Origin of the sequence: Ottowia oryzae (genome assembly GCF_003008535.1) — a bacterium.
GTDB lineage: Bacteria > Pseudomonadota > Gammaproteobacteria > Burkholderiales > Burkholderiaceae_C > Ottowia > Ottowia oryzae.
Map to the genome: position 1 here is coordinate 364,767 of NZ_CP027666.1, position 18,656 is coordinate 383,422.

An 18,656-nucleotide genomic window follows, 5' to 3' on the forward strand; every position below is an offset into this window, starting at 1 on the left:
GAAGGCAGTGCGCGTGCAGCGACGTCAACGCCGCGCCGCGCTGTTCTGGATCAGCGTTTGCACCTCGGCCGGCCAGGCGAAGGCGTTGGGCTGCTCTTGCAGCACCTGTTCGCGCCCTTCGTGCAGCAGCCACACGCGCACCGAATCAGAAGCGGGCTGCATGGCGATGGCCACGGCCTCCACCCCGCCCTTGTGCGCCTGGTTGCCGGTGACGTAGTACACGCCCTTGTCCTGCTGCAGCGGGCCCGCCACTTGCAGATCGCGCATGACCAGCTCGTACTGCACGCCCAGCAGCGCGCGCAGGCGGCGGTTGATGCCGGGCTGGCGCAGGAACTGGGTTTGCGCGTTGTAGCTGCCCACGGCGTTTTGCAGCGCCGCCCAGTCGATGGGGGCGCGGTTCGCAGATGCCGGTGCGGGCGGCACGACGGGCGCGGGCGGTTGCGCCGTGGCTGTGGCCGTGGGGGCAGGCGCAGCGGCCTGCGGTGGCGTGGGGGTTTGCTGGCAGGCCGACAGCGCGGCGATGGCGGCGGCGGCCAGCCAGGCGCGCGGCGCGAGGCGGGCATCGCCCGGTGTCATTTTGCTATATTTACTATAGCTTATGGTGCTTGTGGCGTGGGCGTTAGAAGGCATTTTCAAGAGTATTTTCATTCAAACCCCTCTTCCACCAATTCGCTGGCGCGCAGCAGGGCGCGCGCCTTGTGTTCGGTTTCGCGCCATTCCATCTCAGGCACGCTGTCGGCCACCACGCCGGCGGCGGCCTGCACGTACAGCGTCTGGTCCTTGACGATGGCGGTGCGGATGGCGATGGCCACGTCCATGTCGCCCGCATAGCTCAGGTAGCCGCAGGCGCCGCCGTAGATGCCGCGCTTGGTTGGCTCGAGCTGGTCGATGATTTCCATGGCGTGCACCTTGGGCGCGCCCGTCAGCGTGCCGGCGGGGAAGGTGGCCTTGAGCACGTCCATGCTGGTCATGCCGTCGTTCAAGATGCCTTCAACGTTGCTGACGATGTGCATCACGTGGCTGTAGCGCTCCACCGCGAAGGCTTCGGTCACGTGCACGCTGCCGGTCTTGGCGATGCGGCCGATGTCGTTGCGCGCCAGGTCGATCAGCATGACGTGCTCGGCGCGCTCTTTCGGGTCGTTGACCAGCTCCACCTCGGTGGCCTTGTCCAGCTCGGGCGTGGCGCCGCGCGGGCGGGTGCCGGCCAGCGGGCGGATGGTGATCTTCTGCCCCTCGGGCGTCTTTTCTTGCCGCACCAATATTTCAGGGCTGGCACTCACCACCTGGAAGTCGCCGAAGTCGTAGTAAATCATGTACGGCGACGGGTTCAGCGAGCGCAGCGCGCGGTACAGGCTGAGGGGCGACTCGGTGTAGCGCTTCTTGATGCGCTGGCCCACCTGCACCTGCATGAAGTCGCCCGCGGCGATCAGCTCTTTGGCGTGCTCCACCGCCTTCAGGTAGTCGGCCTTGGCAAATTCGCGCTCGGCCGGGTGGCTTTGCGTGGCCTTGACCTGCGGCACGCTGACCGAATAGCGCAGTTGCTCGCGCAGGGCTTTCAGGCGCTGCTTGCCCTTGCTGTAGGCCTCGGGCTGCGCCGGGTCCACGTAGACGATCAGGTACAGCTTGCCCGACAGGTTGTCGATGACGGCCAGCTCTTCGCAGTGCATCAGCAGGATGTCGGGCAGGCCGATCGGGTCGGGCGGGCAGGTTTTCTCGAGCTTTTTCTCGATGTGCCGCACCGTGTCGTAGCCGAAGTAGCCCGCCAGGCCGCCGCAAAAGCGCGGCAGGCCGGGGCTGAGCGCCACCTTGAAGCGCGCCTGGTGCGCGGCGATGAAGTCCAGCGGGTTGCCCGGCGCCGTTTCAACCACCTGGCCGTCGGTCACCACCTCGGTCTTGGCGTCGGCGCCAAAGCCGCTGGCGCGCAGCACCGTGCGGGCGGGCAGGCCGATGAAACTGTAGCGGCCAAAGCGTTCACCGCCGATGACCGATTCCAGTAAAAAAGTATAGCGCCCACCGCCCGACCCGCCTGCGTTGGCGGCCAATTTGAGGTATAGGCTAAGCGGCGTTTCAAGATCCGCGAAAGCCTCCGCCATCAGCGGTATGCGGTTGTAGCCCTGCGCGGCCAGGCTTTTGAATTCAAGTTCGGTGATCAAAGGGAGAGCCTCCAAGCTCATGGCAGCGTGGCACGCGGGCGGGTGTGCTGGGTGTCAGCGGCGCGGCGGCTGCCATGTGTCTGTCCGGATCGGCACCCGCAGGGCGCCCCAAGTGCGCCCGTTGCGGACGCGGTCACAAGTCAACGTGCAGGCTTACGCCAGGGCCACGCCCCCTGGGTGCCTTGGGCGCCCAGCGGTGAAATGACATTGTGGGAAGAACACATGGCGACTAGTGTAGCAAAGCCATTGCGCCTTGCGCCCCGGTGGCGGGCACGCCACGCAGGCCGCCTGCTCGCGCAAGGGTTCTTGTCCGACACACGTACAGGCACTCGGCGGCTGGCGCCCTGCTGGCACGAAAGGTGCAATGGCTTTCATCACGTGGCCGAGCCGTCCGCTCTGCCTTTCCCGAGTTCTTGCCCCGAGAAACGCATGCACATCCAGATCGGTTACGACATCGTCTTCCAGCTCAACAGCCCCACTACCGTACTGGGCGCGTTGAGCGTGCATCCGTCGCGCGCCGGCGACCTGCTTGCGCCTGAGCAAGTGGTGGTCGAGCCCAACGTGCCCTGGACCAGCTACCGCGACAAGTTTGACAACATCATCACCCGCATCGATCTGCCCGCGGGCGAAACCCAGCTGCGCCTGCGCAATTCGGCCGTGGTGCGCGACAGCGGCGTGCCCGACCCGGTGAACCTGAACGCGCGCCAGCATGCCCTGGATGAGCTGCCTTCAGACATGTTTCGCTTCCTGCTGCCCAGCCGCTACTGCGAGGTGGACAGCGAGCTGCTGCAGTTCGCCTGGAACCAGTTTGGCCAAACGCCCGAAGGCTGGGCCCGCGTGCAGGCGATTTGCGACTACGTGCACGGCCACATCCGCTTCGACTACATGCAGGCGCGCGCCAACCGCACGGCACTGCAGGGCTGGCAGGAAGGCGTGGGTGTGTGCCGCGACTTTGCGCACCTGGCGGTCACGCTGTGCCGCTGCATGAACATCCCTGCCCGCTACGCGACGGGCTACCTGGGCGACATCGGCGTGCCGGCGGTGCCAGTGCCCATGGACTTTTCGGCCTGGTTCGAAGCCTACCTGGGCGGCCAGTGGTGGACGTTTGACGCACGCCACAACGTCCCACGCGTTGGGCGCGTTCTGATGGCCCGCGGCCGTGATGCGGCCGACGTCGCCATCGCCACCGTCTTTGGCTGGCATCGGCTGGACCGCTTCGATGTGGTGACGGAGGAGACCCCGGCGCCCTGAGGCGCAAGAGGCGTTTCCCCGATAGGCGGGGTTGGACGCGGCGTCATAATTTTGGCCACCGCCCCCCAAAATCCCGCCATGCTCCGCTTGCCACGCCTTTGCCCGCCCGCCCGCGCACCTTTTTTTGCGGCGCTGCTGTGCAGCCTGTGGCTGGCCGCAGCCACACCGGCAACCGCGCGCGAGGTGGCCGGAGTCAACTTTGCCGAGAAGGCCACCGTGGCCGGCGTACCCCTGGTGCTCAACGGCGCGGGCGTGCGCCACAAGGCTGTGTTCAAGGTGTACGCCATCGGGCTGTACCTGCCACAGACCACCCACTCGGCCGAGGAAACGCTTTCGACCAAAACGCCACGGCGCATCAGCGTGGTGATGCTGCGCGACATCGATTCGGCCGAACTGGGCCAGTTGTTTACCCGCAGCATGCAGGAAAACATGGACCGCACCAACGCCTCGCGCCTGCTGCCCCGGCATCATGCGCATGAGCCAGGTGTTTTCAGACCACAAACGGCTTAAGGAGGGTGAAGGCTTTCAGGTCGACTGGATCCCGGGCACGGGCGCCGTGCTGACCATCACCGGCCAGTCCGTCGGCGAACCGTTTCGCGAGCCCGAGTTTTTCCAGATGCTGATGCGCATCTGGCTGGGCCCGCACCCAGCCGACTGGCCCCTGAAAGACGCCTTGCTGGGTCTCACCAACACGCCCTGACCCCCGCCTGCGCATTGGGAGGCTGGCCGCTTCAACCGATCAGGCTTGCGGCGCGGCCAGATAAAACCATTCCCCGCCCACCTCCGCCTCCGGGTAGGGAAACAGCACGCAGCCGCTGTAGGGCGCCAACACCTGGGTACCGTCGGCCCGCACGCCGATCAGCTCACCGGCGCGAATCGGGTCAAAACTGCGCCAGTCGCGCGCCAGCCGGTCGTCCGGCGATTCGCGCAGCACCACATCCTTGAGCCCCGTGGCCAGCCCGGTGAACGGCGCGGGCGCGGGAACGTCGGCGAGCCCCAGGTGGCGCAGCGCGCCCTGGATGGCCTGGTAGGCCACCTCAACGGCCTGTGGGTCTTCGTGCTGGCCGCTTTCCAGCGTGACGGCGTAGCCGCCCTGGCTGCGCATGTATTCGTTGGTGCCGATGCCCTCGTCGTCCGGCGGCTCGCCGCGCGCCTGCGACGCACGGTCGTACACCTCCAGCCAGCCTTCGACCACCTGGGGCGCGCCCAGGGCGCGGGCCAGCGCCATTTCTTCGGCGGCGCGGGCAAACGGCTCGCGCGGGCCGCTGTTGTTGCGCGGGCCGACCATGGCAAAGGGCACGCCAGGGGTGTGGAACGAATGCAGGTCGAGCAGCGCATCGTGCGCGGCCAGCAGCGGCGCCAGCTGGCGGGTGATGCGGTCTTCGTAGTCCTGCGGCTGCTCGCGCGGCAGAAAGCGGCGATTCAGGTTGCGTTCGCCCTCGCGCGTGTTCTGCGCAAACGCCAGCGGGTTGGCGATGGGCACCAGCGTGACGCGCCCGCGCAGCAGCACGCGCCGGCCGGTCTGGAAATCATGGATGATGCGGACGATGGCCGTGGCGCCGCTTTGCTCGTTGCCGTGCACGGCGCCCAGCACCACCAGCGCCGGGCCAGGGTTCAGCGACGCCCAGGTGTGCCACTGCAGCACGTCGGGGTGGGCGACGGCGCTGGCCAGCAGGTCTTGCACGGCACCCACTTCAGGCATTGGCTTGGCTTGCATCGCCCGATGCTACCGCCTGCGCAGAGCCCGTGGCCGCGTGGGGCATTGGGGCGGCGGCAGGCAGGCGATCGGCCAGTTGCGCCAGTGAATCGGCCAGGCCGTCGGCGTCGACGGTGCTGACCGCCTGGCCGTGGTTGTAGCCGTAGGTCATCAGCACCACCGGGCAGCCGGCGGCGCGGGCGGCGGCGGCGTCGTTGCTGGAATCGCCCACCATCAGCGATTGCGCTGGCGCGGTGCCCAGCGCGCGGCAGGCCTCCAGCAGGGGCAGCGGGTCGGGCTTCTTGCGGGCGAAGCTGTCGCCGCCAAAAACCTGGTCAAAGTAGCCTCCCAGCCCCTTGGCCGCCAGCAAGGGCCGCGCAAAGGCAATGGGCTTGTTGGTGACGCAGGCCAGGCGCAGGCCGCGTGCACGCAGCGCCTGCAGGCCTGCCACCGCGCCGGGGTAGACGGTGCTGAACTGCCCGTTGATGCGCAGGTAGGCGGCCTGGTACAGCGGCCAGGCGCGGTCGTACAGGGCTTGCTGGGCCGCCGGGTCGTCGGCAGTGGCGGTATTACACGGCGCGGTCAGCGCGAGCACGGAGCGGATCAGGTGCTCGGAGCCCTTGCCCACGATGCGCTCGATCTGCGCCCGGGTAACCGGCGCGCGGCCCAGGGCGGTGAGCATGTCGCCCAGCGCGGCCTCAAAGTCGCCCAGCGTCTCGACCAGCGTGCCGTCCAGGTCGACTAGGCACGCCTGGATGGCGGGCTGGCCGGCGGCGAACGGGCTGTGGGCGGGCAGAGGGGCGGGGTGGTTCGTATCCATGGACGGTCGGCCAGGCGAGGGCGTTGGGGAAGGGAAAGTGCGGCAAGGCCAAGGCGCGCCAAGCGGTGCGGGCGCGCAGCCATTCTGGCGGCAGGCCGGGGTGCGGCCCCGGATTGTCCGGTAAAGCCGGTGTCCACGGCCACGGCGGGGCGGCGGTGCGGGGGGCGCTAGCGCCACCGGGCAGCGGCGTCGGGCTACAAGCCCAATCCGCCTCCAGCGCCCGTCTGACCTGCGCAAGCAGCTATCAATTTTAAAGCAACGCCTAGATCAGCCCCGCCCGGCCCATGCACCGCTGGCGCCCGCCAACCGCCGCGCCCAACCCGCGCAGCGCGCGCCCACTTGGCGGGCGGGCGCCGCCGTGTAGACTCCCCCGCTTTGACTTTTGGGCGGCATGGCAGGGACGGGACGGACGGGCTTTACCGACGCGGCGCTGGTGCGCCGGCTGGCGCCGTGGATCGGCCCGGCCACGGATGCGCCCGTGGGCTTTCTCGACCAGCTGAGCGCCTGGCTGCGCTGGACGGACGCGCAGCCGCTGTTCGCCGCCCTGCAAGAGCCCATCGCCACCCCGCCCTGCGCCCCGGACGAAGACCCCAGCCCCGACAGCGCCCGTGCCGACAGCCAGGCCGTGCTGAGCCTGCTGACCCGCGCGCTGACCGACGACGCGCCCTGGCGCGAGGCGCCGCGCGCCCAGCGCCGCAGCCTGACTTCCGGGTGGATCAAGCCTTCAGCTGCCGCCGCGCCCGACGCGGTGGCTTTCGACTTTCCCACCTACCGCCGCCACTACGTCGCCCAGCAGCAGCAGATGGAAGACCGCATCGCCCCCTTGCGCGAACGCCTGCGCCGCGTGCTGGCGCTGCAGTCGCCCGAGCTGGCGCGCCTGGCCGCGCTGGACGCGGTGGCCGAACGCCTGCTGGGCGAGCCCGAACGCCGCCTGTTGGCCAGCCTGCCCACGCTGCTGGAAAAGCGCTTTGCCAAGCTGCGCGCAGAAGCCGAGGCGGCAGAGCACGCCACCAGCGACGCCGCGCCGCCCTGGCAGCCCCACTTTCAACACGAGCTGGACGGCCTGCTGCAGGCCGAGCTGGACCTGCGCTGGCAACCGATTGCCGGCCTGCTGGCCGCGCTGCCCGCGCCCGGCCCCTCTGACCCCCTTTCCTGATAGGGCTGGCGCCCACGCGCCGGCCCGTGTGAAGACCCCATGAACCGATTCCTTTCATTTGCCTCGTTCGCGCTGCCCACGCTGGCCGGCCTTGTCGCCGTGCTGTGGGTGGGCGCGGGCTACGCGGGCAGCTACCCGCTGGCGCTGGCCGTCACCGTGCTGATCGGCGCGTTCTTTCTGGTGGGCGTGGCCGAGCTGTACCGCTACCGCCAGGCCACCCAGACGCTGACCGGCGCCCTGGCCGGCTTGAGCGAGCCCGCCTCGCCGCTGGCCGACTGGCTGAGCCAGATCGACCCGGCCCTGCGCCAGCCCGTGCGCCAGCGCGTGGAAGGCGAGCGCGCCGGCCTGCCCGCCCCCAGCCTGACGCCCTACCTGGCCGGCCTGCTGGTGCTGCTGGGTATGCTGGGCACCTTTGCGGGCATGGTCGTCACCCTGCGCGGCACCGGCCAGGCACTGCAAAGCGCAACCGACCTGGCCGCCGTGCGCGCCTCGCTGGCCGCGCCGGTGATGGGGCTGGGCGTGGCGTTTGGCACGTCCCTCGCGGGCGTAGCCACCTCGGCCATGCTGGGGCTGCTGTCGGCGCTGGCGCGGCGCGAACGCCTGCTGGCCGGCCAGCAGCTGGACGCGCGCGCCGCCACCGCGCTGCGCGCGTATTCGCCCGCCTTCCAGCGCGAAGAATCGTTTGCGCTGATGCGCCAGCAGGCCGAGGCGCTGCCCCTGCTGGCCGAGCGCCTGCAAACGCTGGCCACCCAGCTGGAGGCGCAAAACGGCACCCTGCAAGAACGCCTGCTGGCCGGGCAAGAGCGCTTTCACCAGCAGGCCGAATCGGCCTACACCGGGCTGGCCGCGTCGGTAGGCCGGTCGCTCCAAGACAGCCTGGAAGGCAGCGCCCGCGCCGCCAGCGCCGCGCTGCAGCCGGCTGTCGAAGCCACGCTGGCCGGCCTGGCGCGCGAAACCAGCGCGCTGCAAACCAGCGTGTCGGCCGGCGTTCAGCACCACCTGGACAGCCTCGCGCAGCGCTTTGACGCGCACAACGCCGACGTCGCCCGCCACTGGCAGCAGGCGCTGGCCGGCCAGCGCCAGACGCACGAGGCGCTCACCACCCGCCTGCACGACACGCTGGCGGGCTTTGGCAGCGGCTTTCAACAAAGCTCGGCCCAACTGGTTGACCAGCTGGCCGCGCAGCTGGCGGGCGCCACCGGCGCGCTGGCCGAGCGCAGCCAGGCGCTGCTGACCCAGCAGACCGAAGCCCACCACGCCCAGGCCGAGCACCTGCAGCGCCAGCTGAGCGACACCACCACCCAGCTGGCGGGCCACACCGCGCAGCTGCTGCAAGGCGCCCAGCAAGCCCTGGCCGACAGCCAGACGCAAGCCGCCGCCCGCGACGCCGAGCAACTGCAAGCCTGGCGCGATGCCCTGGCCGAGCACCAGCGCACCACGCAAGCGCTGGGCACCGACACGCGCGACGCGCTGAGCGCCACCGCCCAGCACTTTGAGCAGCAGGTGCGCAGCCTGCAAGACGGCGTGACCCAGGCCCACGCCGCGCTGCAAGCCCACGCCGCCGAGCGCGACGCCCAGCAGCTGCAAGCCTGGCGCGACGCGCTGGCCGAGCACCAGCGCACCACGCAGGCCCTGGGCGCCGAGACACGCGACGCACTCAGCGGCACCGCCGAGCGCTTTGCCCAACAAGTCGACACCTTGCAAGAAGGCGTGGCCCAGGCGCACGCCGCGCTGCAAGCGCACGCCGCCGAGCGCGACGCGCAGCAGCTGGCCGCCTGGACCACCTCGCTGATGCAGCACACCCAGGCCAGCCAGGACCTGGCCAGCCGCACCCAAGACGCCCTGGCCGCCGCCGCCGCGCAGTTCGCCGAGCAAACCAGGTTGGTGAATGAAAACGCCGACCAGCGCTATAGCCACCTGCGCGAGCAGCTATCAGAACAAGAGCAAATCCGCCTGGCCACCTGGCAGCAATCGCTGACCGACATGGCCGCGCAGCTGCACCAGCAATGGCAGCAAAGCGGCGCCGACGGCGCGCGCCAGCAGCAGGCCGTGCTGGCCGCGCTGGCCGACACCGCGCAGACCATGGCCAGCCAATCTGCCACGCAGGCGGCCAGCACGCTGGGCGAAATCAACCGCCTGCTGGACGCCGCCGCCGCCGCGCCGCGCGCCGCCGCCGAGGTGATTGGCGAGCTGCGCGACAAGCTCACCGACAGCATGGCGCGCGACAACGCCATGCTGGACGAACGCGCCCGCGCGCTGGACACGCTGGGCGCGCTGCTGGAGCGCGTCAACCACGCGTCGTCCGAGCAGCGCCAGGCCATCGACCAGCTGGTGGGCGGCTCGGCCGAGGTGCTGGAACGCACCGCCGCGCGCTTTGCCGAGCGCCTGGAAGCCGACAGCACCCGCCTGGCCGAGGCCGCCGCGCACATCGGCGCCGGGGCCACCGAAATCGCCAGCCTGGGCGACGCGTTCGGCCAGGCCGTGCAGGCGTTTGGCGAATCCAACACGCTGCTGACGGGCCACCTGCAGCAGCTGGACGACACGCTGGCCAAATCCATCGCGCGCAGCGACGAGCAACTGGCCTACTACGTGGCGCAGGCGCGCGAGGTGATCGACCTGAGCCTGTCGTCGCAGCAGCAGATCATGGGCGACCTGCAGCGCCTGGCGCGCGAACGGGCCAGCGAACTGAGCGCCGCACGCGGTGCCGCGGGTGCTGCAGGTGCTGCAGGTGCCGCCAGTACTTCAGGTGCCGCAGGCGTTGCCGACACCGGCGAAGGAGCCGCCGCGTGACGCGCGCTGCAGCCATGCCTGCCCTGCCACCTACACCCGCCGCCCGCCCCGGCGCCGCACCATGAGCACGCTGGACGACGCCGACAGCGACGGCGCCCTGCCGGTCTGGACGGCCTTTGGCGACCTGATGGCCGGGCTGCTGGGCGCCTTCGTGCTGATCCTGGTCAGCGTGCTGGGCCTGCAGTTTGAGCTGAGCACGCGGCTGGAGGACGAGATCCGCCAGCGCCAGGCGCAAACCCAGCGCCTGCAAACGCTGGAGCAGGCCCTGGCCGGGCCGCTGGCGGGCGGGCGCGTCACCCTGCAGGACGGGCGCATCGGCATCAACGGCAGCGTGCTGTTCGAGCTGTCTTCGGCCGAGCTGCAGCCCGAAGGCCGCGCGCTGCTCAAAAGCCTGGCCGCGCCGCTGGCGGGCTACCTGAAGTCGCGCCAGGAAATCCTGATGGTCAGCGGCTTCACCGACGACCGGCAGGTGCGCGGCGGCAGCAAGGCCTTTGCCGACAACTGGGAGCTGTCTGCCCAGCGTGCGCTGACGGTGACGCGCACGCTGATCGAAGAAGGCGTGCCGCCCTCGGCCGTGTTCGCGGCGGCGTTTGGCTCGCAGCAGGCCGTGGCGTCCAACGCCGACGCCGAAGGCCGCGCGCGCAACCGCCGCGTCGAGATCGCGCCCATGCCGCGCCAAGCGGCGGCAGCGCCGAACGGCGCCGCTGCGGCCCCGGGCGCGGCGCCAGCAGCCGTTGCCCCCGCCGCACCCGCATCCGCCACCGAGGCCGCGCATGGCTGAGCCGGCACTGCCCGGTGGCAGCGGCGCTGAGCCGCTGCCAAGCGCGCCGGGCGACGCCGCCGCAGGCCCCGCACCGGCATCCGCGCCCGCGCCCGCGCCCGCGCCAGCAGATCAGCCGCATCCCTTGCTGGCACAAGCCCGCGCGCAAGACCTGCCCACGCGCGACCCGGTGCGCTGGCGGCGCATCGACGCGCTGGCCCAGCGTGCGGCGCAGCACAGCGGCGCCACGCGGCAACTGCTGGACGCGCGCCTACAGGCGCTGATGGACGAGGCGGCAGCGGCGGCAGCGCCCGCAACGGCTGCGCCAAGCGGTTCCACCGCAGGCACTGCCCCCGCGCCCGACGCAGCGGCGCAAACGCCGACGCTGAGCACGCTGCTGGCGCGGCTGCAGGAAGTCGGCATGGCGGCTGGCGCAGGCTCCGCTGCTGCCGAGGGCGACGACCGCGCGGCAGCCACGTCGGCCACCGCACCGCTCGCGGCCCGCACCAGCCGGCCGCCGCGCGACCTGAACATCGTCCAGCAGCACCGCGGCGCCTGGACGCAGTTGCGCGCCGAGCAGCGCGTAGCGCAGTCCCAGACCGCGCTGCCCGATCAGGCGGGCCCGCTCAATTCCCAGCTGCTGCTGCACCGCGCGCTGACGCTGATGCGCGAAACGTCCCCCGGCTACCTGCAGCACCTGATGGGGCAGGCCGAGGCCCTGATGTGGCTGGAGCAAGCCCTGGCCGCCCCCAGCGCGGACGCCAAGACCGCGTCACGCGCCAAGACAGCAGCGAAAAGCCCCAAGGCGGCCTCGCGCGGGCGCGCTGCAGGCAAGCCCAGCGGAGGGGCCGCCCGGCGTTGACGGACGGATTTGCTTCAAAAATGTGAGCTTCTGGCGCACATCCAGCGGGCGCTGGAGGGTTGTTTGACCGACCATCGGCTGCCCTGAATCCATGCCATCACCGGGGATGGCCGTGCGTCAAGTACGCCATCGGCTCCCCCACCGGGCGACGGCAGTAGCGCTATGCAAAACAGAGCTGCCAGCGCAGCAGGCGCCTGCGCTACAACGCTATTTGACTGCCAACAGGGACGAACCGACTTCACACTGTCGGGCAGCCAGCAGCGTGTGCGCGTTCGTCGCTCCCGCGCGACCCGGCGCCCACAGTCAACGTACCGCGCCCGCCTTCACAAATTCATCGCCAAAACAGGCGTCAGCGCCCGCCTGATCAGCGCTGGCAGCTATCAAATCAAAAGCGATATCACCCCGCTCAAGGCGCGTGCGGGCGGGCCGCCCGGCGTTCAGCCAGCCTGCAGCGCGCGGCGCATGTCGGCGATGACGGCCGCGTAGTCCTTCTGCCCAAAGATGGCGCTGCCGGCCACGAAGGCGTCGGCCCCGGCGTCGGCCACCTGGCGGATGTTGCTGGCCTTGATGCCGCCGTCCACTTCCAGCCGGATGGGCTTGCCGGTGGCGTCGATGCGGCGGCGCACCAGCTCGATCTTGCGCAGCGCGCTGTCGATGAAGCTTTGCCCGCCAAAGCCGGGGTTCACACTCATGATCAGCACCAGGTCGATGTCGTCGATCAGCCAGTCCAGCACGTCCAGCGGCGCGGCGGGGTTGAACACCAGCCCGGCCTGGCACCCGGCCGCCTTGATGGCCTGCACGCTGCGGTGCGCGTGGGTGCTGGCGTCGGGGTGAAAGCTGATGGAGGTGGCGCCCGCCTTGGCGAAGGCCTGGGCCAGCGCGTCGACCGGCTGCACCATCATGTGCACGTCCATCGGCACGGGCGTGCCGTCGGCGCGCACGGCCAGGGGCTTGATGGCCTCACAGATCATGGGGCCGAAGGTGAGGTTGGGCACGTAATGGTTGTCCATCACGTCGAAATGGATCCAGTCGGCGCCGGCGGCGATGACGCTGGTCACCTCCTCGCCCAGGCGGGCGAAGTCGGCCGACAGGATGGACGGGGCGATGACGTATTCGGTGCTCATGGGCGGCGATTGTCGCGCAGGCGGTGGCCGCGGGCGCGCGCCGGGCACGGCGGCCCAAGCCCGTTTACCATTGACTACATGGGCAAGTACCAGTTTCAAGTTGAAGTCGAGCCGCAGTTCCTGCCGGATCAGTCGCATCCGGAGGATGAGCAGTTCGGCTTCGCCTACACCATCACCGTGCACAACACAGGCGAGGTGGCGGCGCAGCTGATTTCGCGCCACTGGATCATCACCGACGCGCGTGGCCATGTGGAAGAGGTCAAGGGCCTGGGCGTGGTGGGCCAGCAGCCGCTGCTGCAGCCGGGCGAAGCCTTTCAATACACCAGCGGCTGCCGCCTGCGCACGCCCAGCGGCACCATGCACGGCACGTACTTCTGCGTGGCCGACGACGGCGAGCGCTTTGAGGCCGAGATTCCGATGTTCGTGCTGGACGCGCACGGCGATGGCGCCGGCACTGCGCGGGTGCTGCACTGAGTGCGGCGGCGCCCTTGCCCGCCTACCGCGGGCCCCACAAAACCCTGAGCCATGGCGACATCACAGCTTGACCTGATCGAACTGCTGCGCGCCATCGACCCCGAGGCGCCGCTGGCCGAGCGCCACCTGTGGCTGATGCAGCTGCTGGACTGGGTGCGCGGCGACACGCAAGACCCCGACATGGCGGTAGCGCGCGTGCGCATGCTGATCGACGCGGCCGAGGTGCGGCCCGACTGGCTGAAGCTGTGGCAGCACTGGTGGGAAGAGTTCCTGACCACCATGGACGCCACGCCGCTGCTGGCCGACCTGGGCTTTGCGCCGCAAGACTCGTTCACCAGCGAGCTGGGCCACCGCCTGCAGCGCAAGCTGATGCCGCCCACGCCCGAGACGACGGACCTGAGCGAGCTGTTCCCGCTGCTGTTTCCCACCGAATTCGACGGCCGCTGGCTGCGCGCGCTGGACGCGCGCACGCTCACGCGCCTGCGCACGGTGCTGTTTCGCGCCGCGCCCGACGCACCGCCGCCGAACGTGAACGACTACGCCATCCGCACGCTGCTGGACGCGATGATGTTCGCGGTGACGCAGATTTGCGCCATCGGCCATTCGGCGCCGGTGCGCACGCGCATGTCGGCCGACGCCAAGCGCGACCGCGCTTTCGCCGTGTTGCCACAGGCCTTCCTGGCGGTGCGCGAGGCGGTGCAGGCCCACGGCCGCGCCAGCGCGCCGGCAGTGATCGCCATCGGGCAGCTGCGCGAGCAGCTGGACGCCTGCCGCGCGGCGGCCCAGACGGTGTACATCCACCTCGAAGAGCACGGTATTTCGGTGCAGATCGAGTTTCAGCTGCGCCAGCTGCGCCAGCGCATCATCCGCATGAAGGCGCTGCTGCTGTGCCTGGAAACCGACGTGCCGGTACAGGCCACCACGCAGCTGCTGTCGCACCTGGTGCGCGTGGACCATGAATCGCGCAGCATGCGCGAGCTGATGAGCGACAGCACCGAGCTGCTGGCCGCCAAGGTGACCGAGCGCAACGCCGAAACCGGCCAGCACTACATCACGCGCGACGCCAGCGAATACCTGCACATGCTGGGCGCGGCGGCGGGCGGTGGCGCGGTGCTGGCGGGCACCACCTGGATCAAGCTGCTGATCGGCGCGGTGGGGCTGACGGCCTTCTGGGGCGGGCTGGCCGCGGGCATCAACTACGCGGTGTGCTTCGTGTTCATCATGCTGATGCACTGGACGGTGGCCACCAAGCAGCCGGCCATGACCGCGCCCGCCATGGCTGCCAAGCTGCGCGACATCAATGCACCCGGCGCCACCGACCAATTCCTGGACGAGGTGGGCCACCTGCTGCGCTCGCAGTTCGCCGCCATTTTGGGCAACGTGGGCGTGGTCATGCCGGTGGTGATCGGCATTGCCATCGCCGTGGAAAGCGCGGGCCACCACACGGTGATGGACCATCGGCATGCGCTGCAGACACTGTCCAACCACCAGGTCCTGGGGCCCACCGCGCTGTTTGCGGCGGCCACGGGCGGGCTGCTGTTCTTGTCGAGCCTGGTGGCGGGCTGGGTGGAAAACTGGTTCGTGTTCCACCGGCTGGACTCGGTCATCACCTACCACCCGCGCATCACGCGGCGCCTGGGCGCTGAGCGGGCGCGGCGATGGGGTACGTACTGGCGTCAGAACATCTCGGGCTACGCCGCCAACATTTCGCTGGGGCTGATGCTGGGGCTGGTGCCGCCGTTTCTGGGCTTTTTCGGCATCCCGTTCGAGGTGCGCCACGTGACGCTGGTGGCCGGCCAGATCGCCGCGGCCGCGCATGAACTGGGGCCGCAGGTCATCCACCGGCCCGCTTTCTGGGGTGCCGTGGGTGGCATCGCCATCACCGGCCTGATGAACGTGAGCTTCAGCTTCTGGCTGGCCTTCCGGCTGGCGCTGACGGCCCAGGGCATCGGCACCGTCAACCGCAAGCGCCTGTATGCGGCCCTGCGGCGGCGCATGCTGCGCCAGCCCCTCAGCTTCGTGCTGCCGGTGCGGCTGAACCCACGGCCCCACACGGCGACAGAGCCCGCGCCGCCAGCCGCCAGCCAGACGGCGCCACCTGACAGCCAGCCCACCGACCCGACGCAGCCCTCCGGGTAGCTGGGTGAGGGTTGAGCGGTTAGGATGAATGCTGAACTTCCGAGGGCTGACCGCTTGACCGAACACATCACGTCCGGGTGGGCTGCGGCATGGAGCCATACCCCGGGCCCGCAAGCGCTGGAATGGGCCTTGCTGCTGGCCGTGGCCGCACTCGCCGGCCATTGGGTGCAACGCTATACCCACCTGCCCAAGATCATCGGCTACGCCGTGGTGGGGGCCATCGCGGGTTGGGCGGGCCTGGCTGGCTCGGCATGGCCGCTGGGCGGCGTGAGCCTGCTTCTGCTGGAGCTGGCCATCGCCATCGTCCTGTTCGAGGCCGGCGCGCGGCTGTCGCTGCGCTGGTTGCGCCACAACCCGATGCTGGTGGTGCAAAGCCTGGCCGAGTCCTTCGCGACCTATGCGGTGGCATTTCTGACGCTGCGCGCGCTGGGCCTGGACTTGCCGGTGGTGCGTGCGCTGTCGGTGCTGGCGGTGGCCTCGGCGCCCGCCGTGCTGATGCGGGTGGCGTCCGATTTGCGGGCCGATGGGCCCATCACCGACCGGTCCATCGCGCTGGCCACGCTGAACACGCTTTACGCGCTGACCTTGGGCACCGCCATGCTGCGCAGCATCGGGCGGGCCGATTCGTCCATGCTGGCCTCGGTGGGCCTGTCGCTGGCGGTGCTGGGCATTTCGCTGGTGCTGGGCGGCGCGCTGGCGCTGCTGCTGGCGGGGGCTTTTCGCATCCTGCGCGCCACCAGCCAGGACACGGCGGTGGTCATGCTGGCGCTGGTGGGCGCCTGCACCGCCGTGGCGGGGCCGCTGGGCGGCTCGGCGCCGCTGGCTGCGCTGCTGGGCGGGCTGCTGCTCAAGCACATTTACCCGCGCCCGTGGGTGTGGCCGCGCCAGCTGGGCACGGCCGCATACATGCTGACCATCGTGATGTTCGTGCTGGTGTCTTCCACCGCCGCGCAGGCCGACTGGCAAGTCGCGCTGATCTGGGCCGTGCTGGCGCTGATCGTGGTGCGCGCCCTGGCGAAAGTGGGCGCGCTGGTGGCGATGAGCTGGGGCAGCGGCTTGTCGCCCCGCAAATCGTTCTGGGTGGGCGTGACGATGGTGCCCATGTCGTCGGTGGCGTTGCTGCTGACGTCGCAATTCGCGTCGGCGGCGCCGGCCATCGGCGAAAAGGTGTCTGCGGTGGCGCTGCCGGTGATCCTGATGACCGAGCTGGTGGGCGCCGTGCTGGTCAGCCTGGCCCTGACGCACACCGGCGAAGCCGCCAAGTCGGGCGCCGAGCCGCCACCCAATGAGGCGGCCCCCGAGCTGCCGCCCGAAACAACCCAAGGGCCATCGCTATGAGCCTCGAAGCCTTCGGCCAGTCCGAAGCCCTGACGCTGGGCGTAGAGCTGGAGCTGCAGCTGGTCAACACGCACGACTACAACCTGACCCACTACGCCGACGACATGCTGCGGCTGATGGCCAAGCGCGATTTGCCCGGCAGCGTGGTGCCAGAGATGACGGCCGGGATGATCGAAATATCCACCGACGTCTGCCACACCTGGCGCGAGGCGCAGGGCCAGTTGCAGCAGATCCGCGACGCGCTGGTGCAGTGCGCCGACAAGCTGGGCATCGCCGTGGTGGGCGGGGGCACGCACCCGTTCCAGCAGTGGCACCAGCAGCGCATCTACGACAAGCCGCGCTTTCACCAGCTGTCGCAGCTGTACGGCTACCTGTCCAAGCAATTCACCATCTTTGGCCAGCACGTGCACGTGGGCTGCCCCGATGCCGACACGGCGCTGTACACGCTGCATTGCATGTCGCGCTACATCCCGCACTTCATCGCGCTGGCCGCATCCAGCCCCTACGTGCAGGCGCAAGACACCGCCTTCGATTCGGCGCGGCTGAACTCGGTATTTGCCTTTCCGCTGTCGGGCCGCGCGCCCTGCCTGCTGACCTGGGCCGAGTTCAGCGCGTACTTCGACAAGATGACGCGCACCGGCGTGGTCAAGAGCATGAAGGACTTCTATTGGGACATTCGCCCCAAGCCGGAGTTCGGCACGATTGAGGTGCGCGTGTTCGACACCCCCTTGACGGTGGAGCGTGCCGCCACGCTGGCCGGCCTGGTGCAGTGCCTGGCGGCGTGGTTTCAACAAGACCGGCCCTTCGTGCCCTGCGAAGACGACTACCTCGTCTACAGCTACAACCGCTTTCAGGCCTGCCGCTTCGGGCTGGACGCGGTGTATGTCGACCCGGCCAGTGGCGAACACTTGCCGCTGCGCGACCACCTGCTGGCCACCATGGAGCGCCTGGCGCCCTTCGCCACCCCGTGCGACGCCACCGGCGCGCTCACCGCGCTGGGCCAGCTGGTGGCAGAAGACCGCAACGACGCGCGCTGGCTGCGCGAACGCCAGGCGCGCGAACACCTGCTGGGCGAGGTAATCCGCCAGGCGGCGCTGCGCTTTCGCGGGGGCTGACAGTGCGTGCGCGGCGCCACCCGTCACGCCTGCATCCATCCCACGCGGAACCCCGCCCGCCGCGCACGGCTCTGACACGACTTCGGCTTTGGCATCACAATCCACCCCATCATGACCCTGCGCATCGGCATTTCGGCTCGTCTGTTGCATGCACCCCCGCCTGGCCTGGGCCTGCCGCTCAAGCGCCTGCAGTACCTGGAAAGCAACATGGCGCACTGGATCATGAATTACGGCGTGGTCGCGCTGATGATCCCTTTCATCGACCAGCGCACGCCCACGCTGCGCAAGCGCCCGCCCACGGCCGACCTGGTTGAAAACCTGGACGGCCTGGTGCTGCAGGGCGGGGTGGACATCAGCCCCGAAACCTACGGCGCCAAGCCCTGGAAGACCGAAACCGACGCCGACCCCATCCGCGATGAATACGAGCTAGACCTGCTGCGCGGCTTCATCGGCGCGGGCAAGCCCGTGCTGGGCATCTGCCGCGGCGCGCAGCTGCTGAACGTGTACTTCGGCGGCACGCTGGTGCAGGACATCCCCACGCAGTGGCCCGGCGCCATCAAGCACCAGGACACGCAAAACTACGACCGCCTGGTGCATGAGGTGCATTTCGTGCCCGGCTCGCTGCTGTCCGACATCTACGGCTATGAGCCGCAGCACGTCACCAGCATCCACCACCAGTGCGTGGACGAAGTGGGGCGCGGGCTGGTGATCGAGGCGCGCAGCCCGATCGACCGCGTGCCCGAAGCCATTCGCCACACCAGCTACCCCTTCGTGATGGGCGTGCAGTGGCACCCCGAGTTCCATATGAACGCGCAGGACGCCGCCTCGCCCGCGCTGGACAGCGGCCCGCTGATGATGGCTTTCCTCAAGGCCGCCGCGCGCCGCGCCGGCCGCATGCGCCGCCTGACCGACGGCGTCGCCCGCGTGCGCGAACGCGCCAACGCTTTCGGCGGCCGCTGAGCCCCCACCCGGCTGCAA

At 69.8% G+C, this 18,656-nt stretch carries 15 protein-coding genes and 1 pseudogene; 11 read left to right on the plus strand and 5 right to left on the minus strand.

The genetic code is table 11. The features are described from left to right. Positions 1-24: 24 nt before the first annotated feature. Both C6570_RS01660 and trpE read right to left on the minus strand, forming a co-directional pair. A complete protein-coding gene (locus C6570_RS01660; protein WP_106701468.1) occupies positions 25-576 on the minus strand; it encodes a hypothetical protein in 552 nt (183 codons plus the stop codon). Positions 577-644: 68 nt separating this feature from the next. After that, positions 645-2,153, minus strand: a complete 1,509-nt coding sequence (trpE, locus tag C6570_RS01665) for an anthranilate synthase component I (RefSeq protein ID WP_106701470.1) — start codon at positions 2,151-2,153, stop codon at positions 645-647. A gap of 429 nt (positions 2,154-2,582) precedes the next feature. On the opposite strand from trpE, the gene C6570_RS01670 reads away from it, so the two are divergent. After that, entirely contained in the window at positions 2,583-3,404 is an 822-nt protein-coding gene (locus tag C6570_RS01670) for a transglutaminase-like domain-containing protein (protein WP_106701472.1), read from the plus strand. Between the two features lie 78 nt (positions 3,405-3,482). Then, a pseudogene (locus C6570_RS01675) lies at positions 3,483-4,104 on the plus strand (chalcone isomerase family protein). 39 nt (positions 4,105-4,143) lie between these two features. On the opposite strand, the gene C6570_RS01680 reads toward C6570_RS01675, so the two are convergent. Continuing rightward, positions 4,144-5,106 (minus strand): succinylglutamate desuccinylase/aspartoacylase family protein, encoded by a 963-nt coding sequence (locus tag C6570_RS01680; protein ID WP_106701475.1) that lies wholly within the window; start codon positions 5,104-5,106, stop codon positions 4,144-4,146. Further along, the gene (gene gph, locus C6570_RS01685; RefSeq protein WP_106701477.1) at positions 5,099-5,920 is read right to left on the minus strand and encodes a phosphoglycolate phosphatase; all 822 of its coding nucleotides are present in this window, start codon (positions 5,918-5,920) and stop codon (positions 5,099-5,101) included. The genes C6570_RS01680 and gph overlap by 8 nt, the downstream gene beginning before the upstream one ends. Before the next feature lie 391 nt (positions 5,921-6,311). Between gph and C6570_RS01690 the strand changes: the two genes are divergently transcribed. From C6570_RS01690 to C6570_RS01705, 4 genes are all read left to right on the plus strand, one after another. After that, positions 6,312-7,076 carry a DUF3348 family protein gene (locus C6570_RS01690; protein ID WP_123812184.1) on the plus strand — a complete coding sequence of 255 codons (765 nt, stop codon included), beginning with the start codon at positions 6,312-6,314 and terminating at the stop codon, positions 7,074-7,076. 39 nt (positions 7,077-7,115) lie between these two features. Then, positions 7,116-9,866: a DUF802 domain-containing protein gene (locus C6570_RS01695; protein WP_106701482.1), complete on the plus strand. Its 2,751-nt coding sequence runs from the start codon at positions 7,116-7,118 to the stop codon at positions 9,864-9,866. Between the two features lie 61 nt (positions 9,867-9,927). Then, on the plus strand, positions 9,928-10,647 hold the full coding sequence (locus tag C6570_RS01700; RefSeq protein WP_106704457.1) for an OmpA family protein: 720 nt from the start codon (positions 9,928-9,930) through the stop codon (positions 10,645-10,647). Continuing rightward, positions 10,640-11,488, plus strand: coding sequence for a DUF2894 domain-containing protein (locus C6570_RS01705; RefSeq protein ID WP_106701484.1), 849 nt, complete (start codon positions 10,640-10,642; stop codon positions 11,486-11,488). The genes C6570_RS01700 and C6570_RS01705 overlap by 8 nt, the downstream gene beginning before the upstream one ends. 437 nt (positions 11,489-11,925) lie before the next feature. Here the strand turns inward: C6570_RS01705 and rpe are convergent, their stop codons facing one another. Beyond that, positions 11,926-12,612, minus strand: coding sequence for a ribulose-phosphate 3-epimerase (rpe, locus tag C6570_RS01710; protein WP_106701486.1), 687 nt, complete (start codon positions 12,610-12,612; stop codon positions 11,926-11,928). A gap of 78 nt (positions 12,613-12,690) precedes the next feature. On the opposite strand from rpe, the gene apaG reads away from it, so the two are divergent. From apaG to C6570_RS01735, 5 genes are all read left to right on the plus strand, one after another. After that, a complete protein-coding gene (gene apaG, locus C6570_RS01715; RefSeq protein ID WP_106701488.1) occupies positions 12,691-13,086 on the plus strand; it encodes a Co2+/Mg2+ efflux protein ApaG in 396 nt (131 codons plus the stop codon). 51 nt (positions 13,087-13,137) lie between these two features. Next, entirely contained in the window at positions 13,138-15,225 is a 2,088-nt protein-coding gene (locus C6570_RS01720) for a site-specific recombinase (protein ID WP_106701490.1), read from the plus strand. A 54-nt stretch (positions 15,226-15,279) separates the two neighbouring features. Further along, entirely contained in the window at positions 15,280-16,563 is a 1,284-nt protein-coding gene (locus C6570_RS01725; protein ID WP_245896267.1) for a cation:proton antiporter, read from the plus strand. Further along, positions 16,560-17,678 carry a YbdK family carboxylate-amine ligase gene (locus C6570_RS01730; RefSeq protein ID WP_106701494.1) on the plus strand — a complete coding sequence of 373 codons (1,119 nt, stop codon included), beginning with the start codon at positions 16,560-16,562 and terminating at the stop codon, positions 17,676-17,678. Before C6570_RS01725 ends, C6570_RS01730 begins: the two co-directional genes overlap by 4 nt. Before the next feature lie 111 nt (positions 17,679-17,789). Then, on the plus strand, positions 17,790-18,638 hold the full coding sequence (locus C6570_RS01735) for a gamma-glutamyl-gamma-aminobutyrate hydrolase family protein (RefSeq protein ID WP_106701496.1): 849 nt from the start codon (positions 17,790-17,792) through the stop codon (positions 18,636-18,638). Positions 18,639-18,656: the final 18 nt, after the last annotated feature.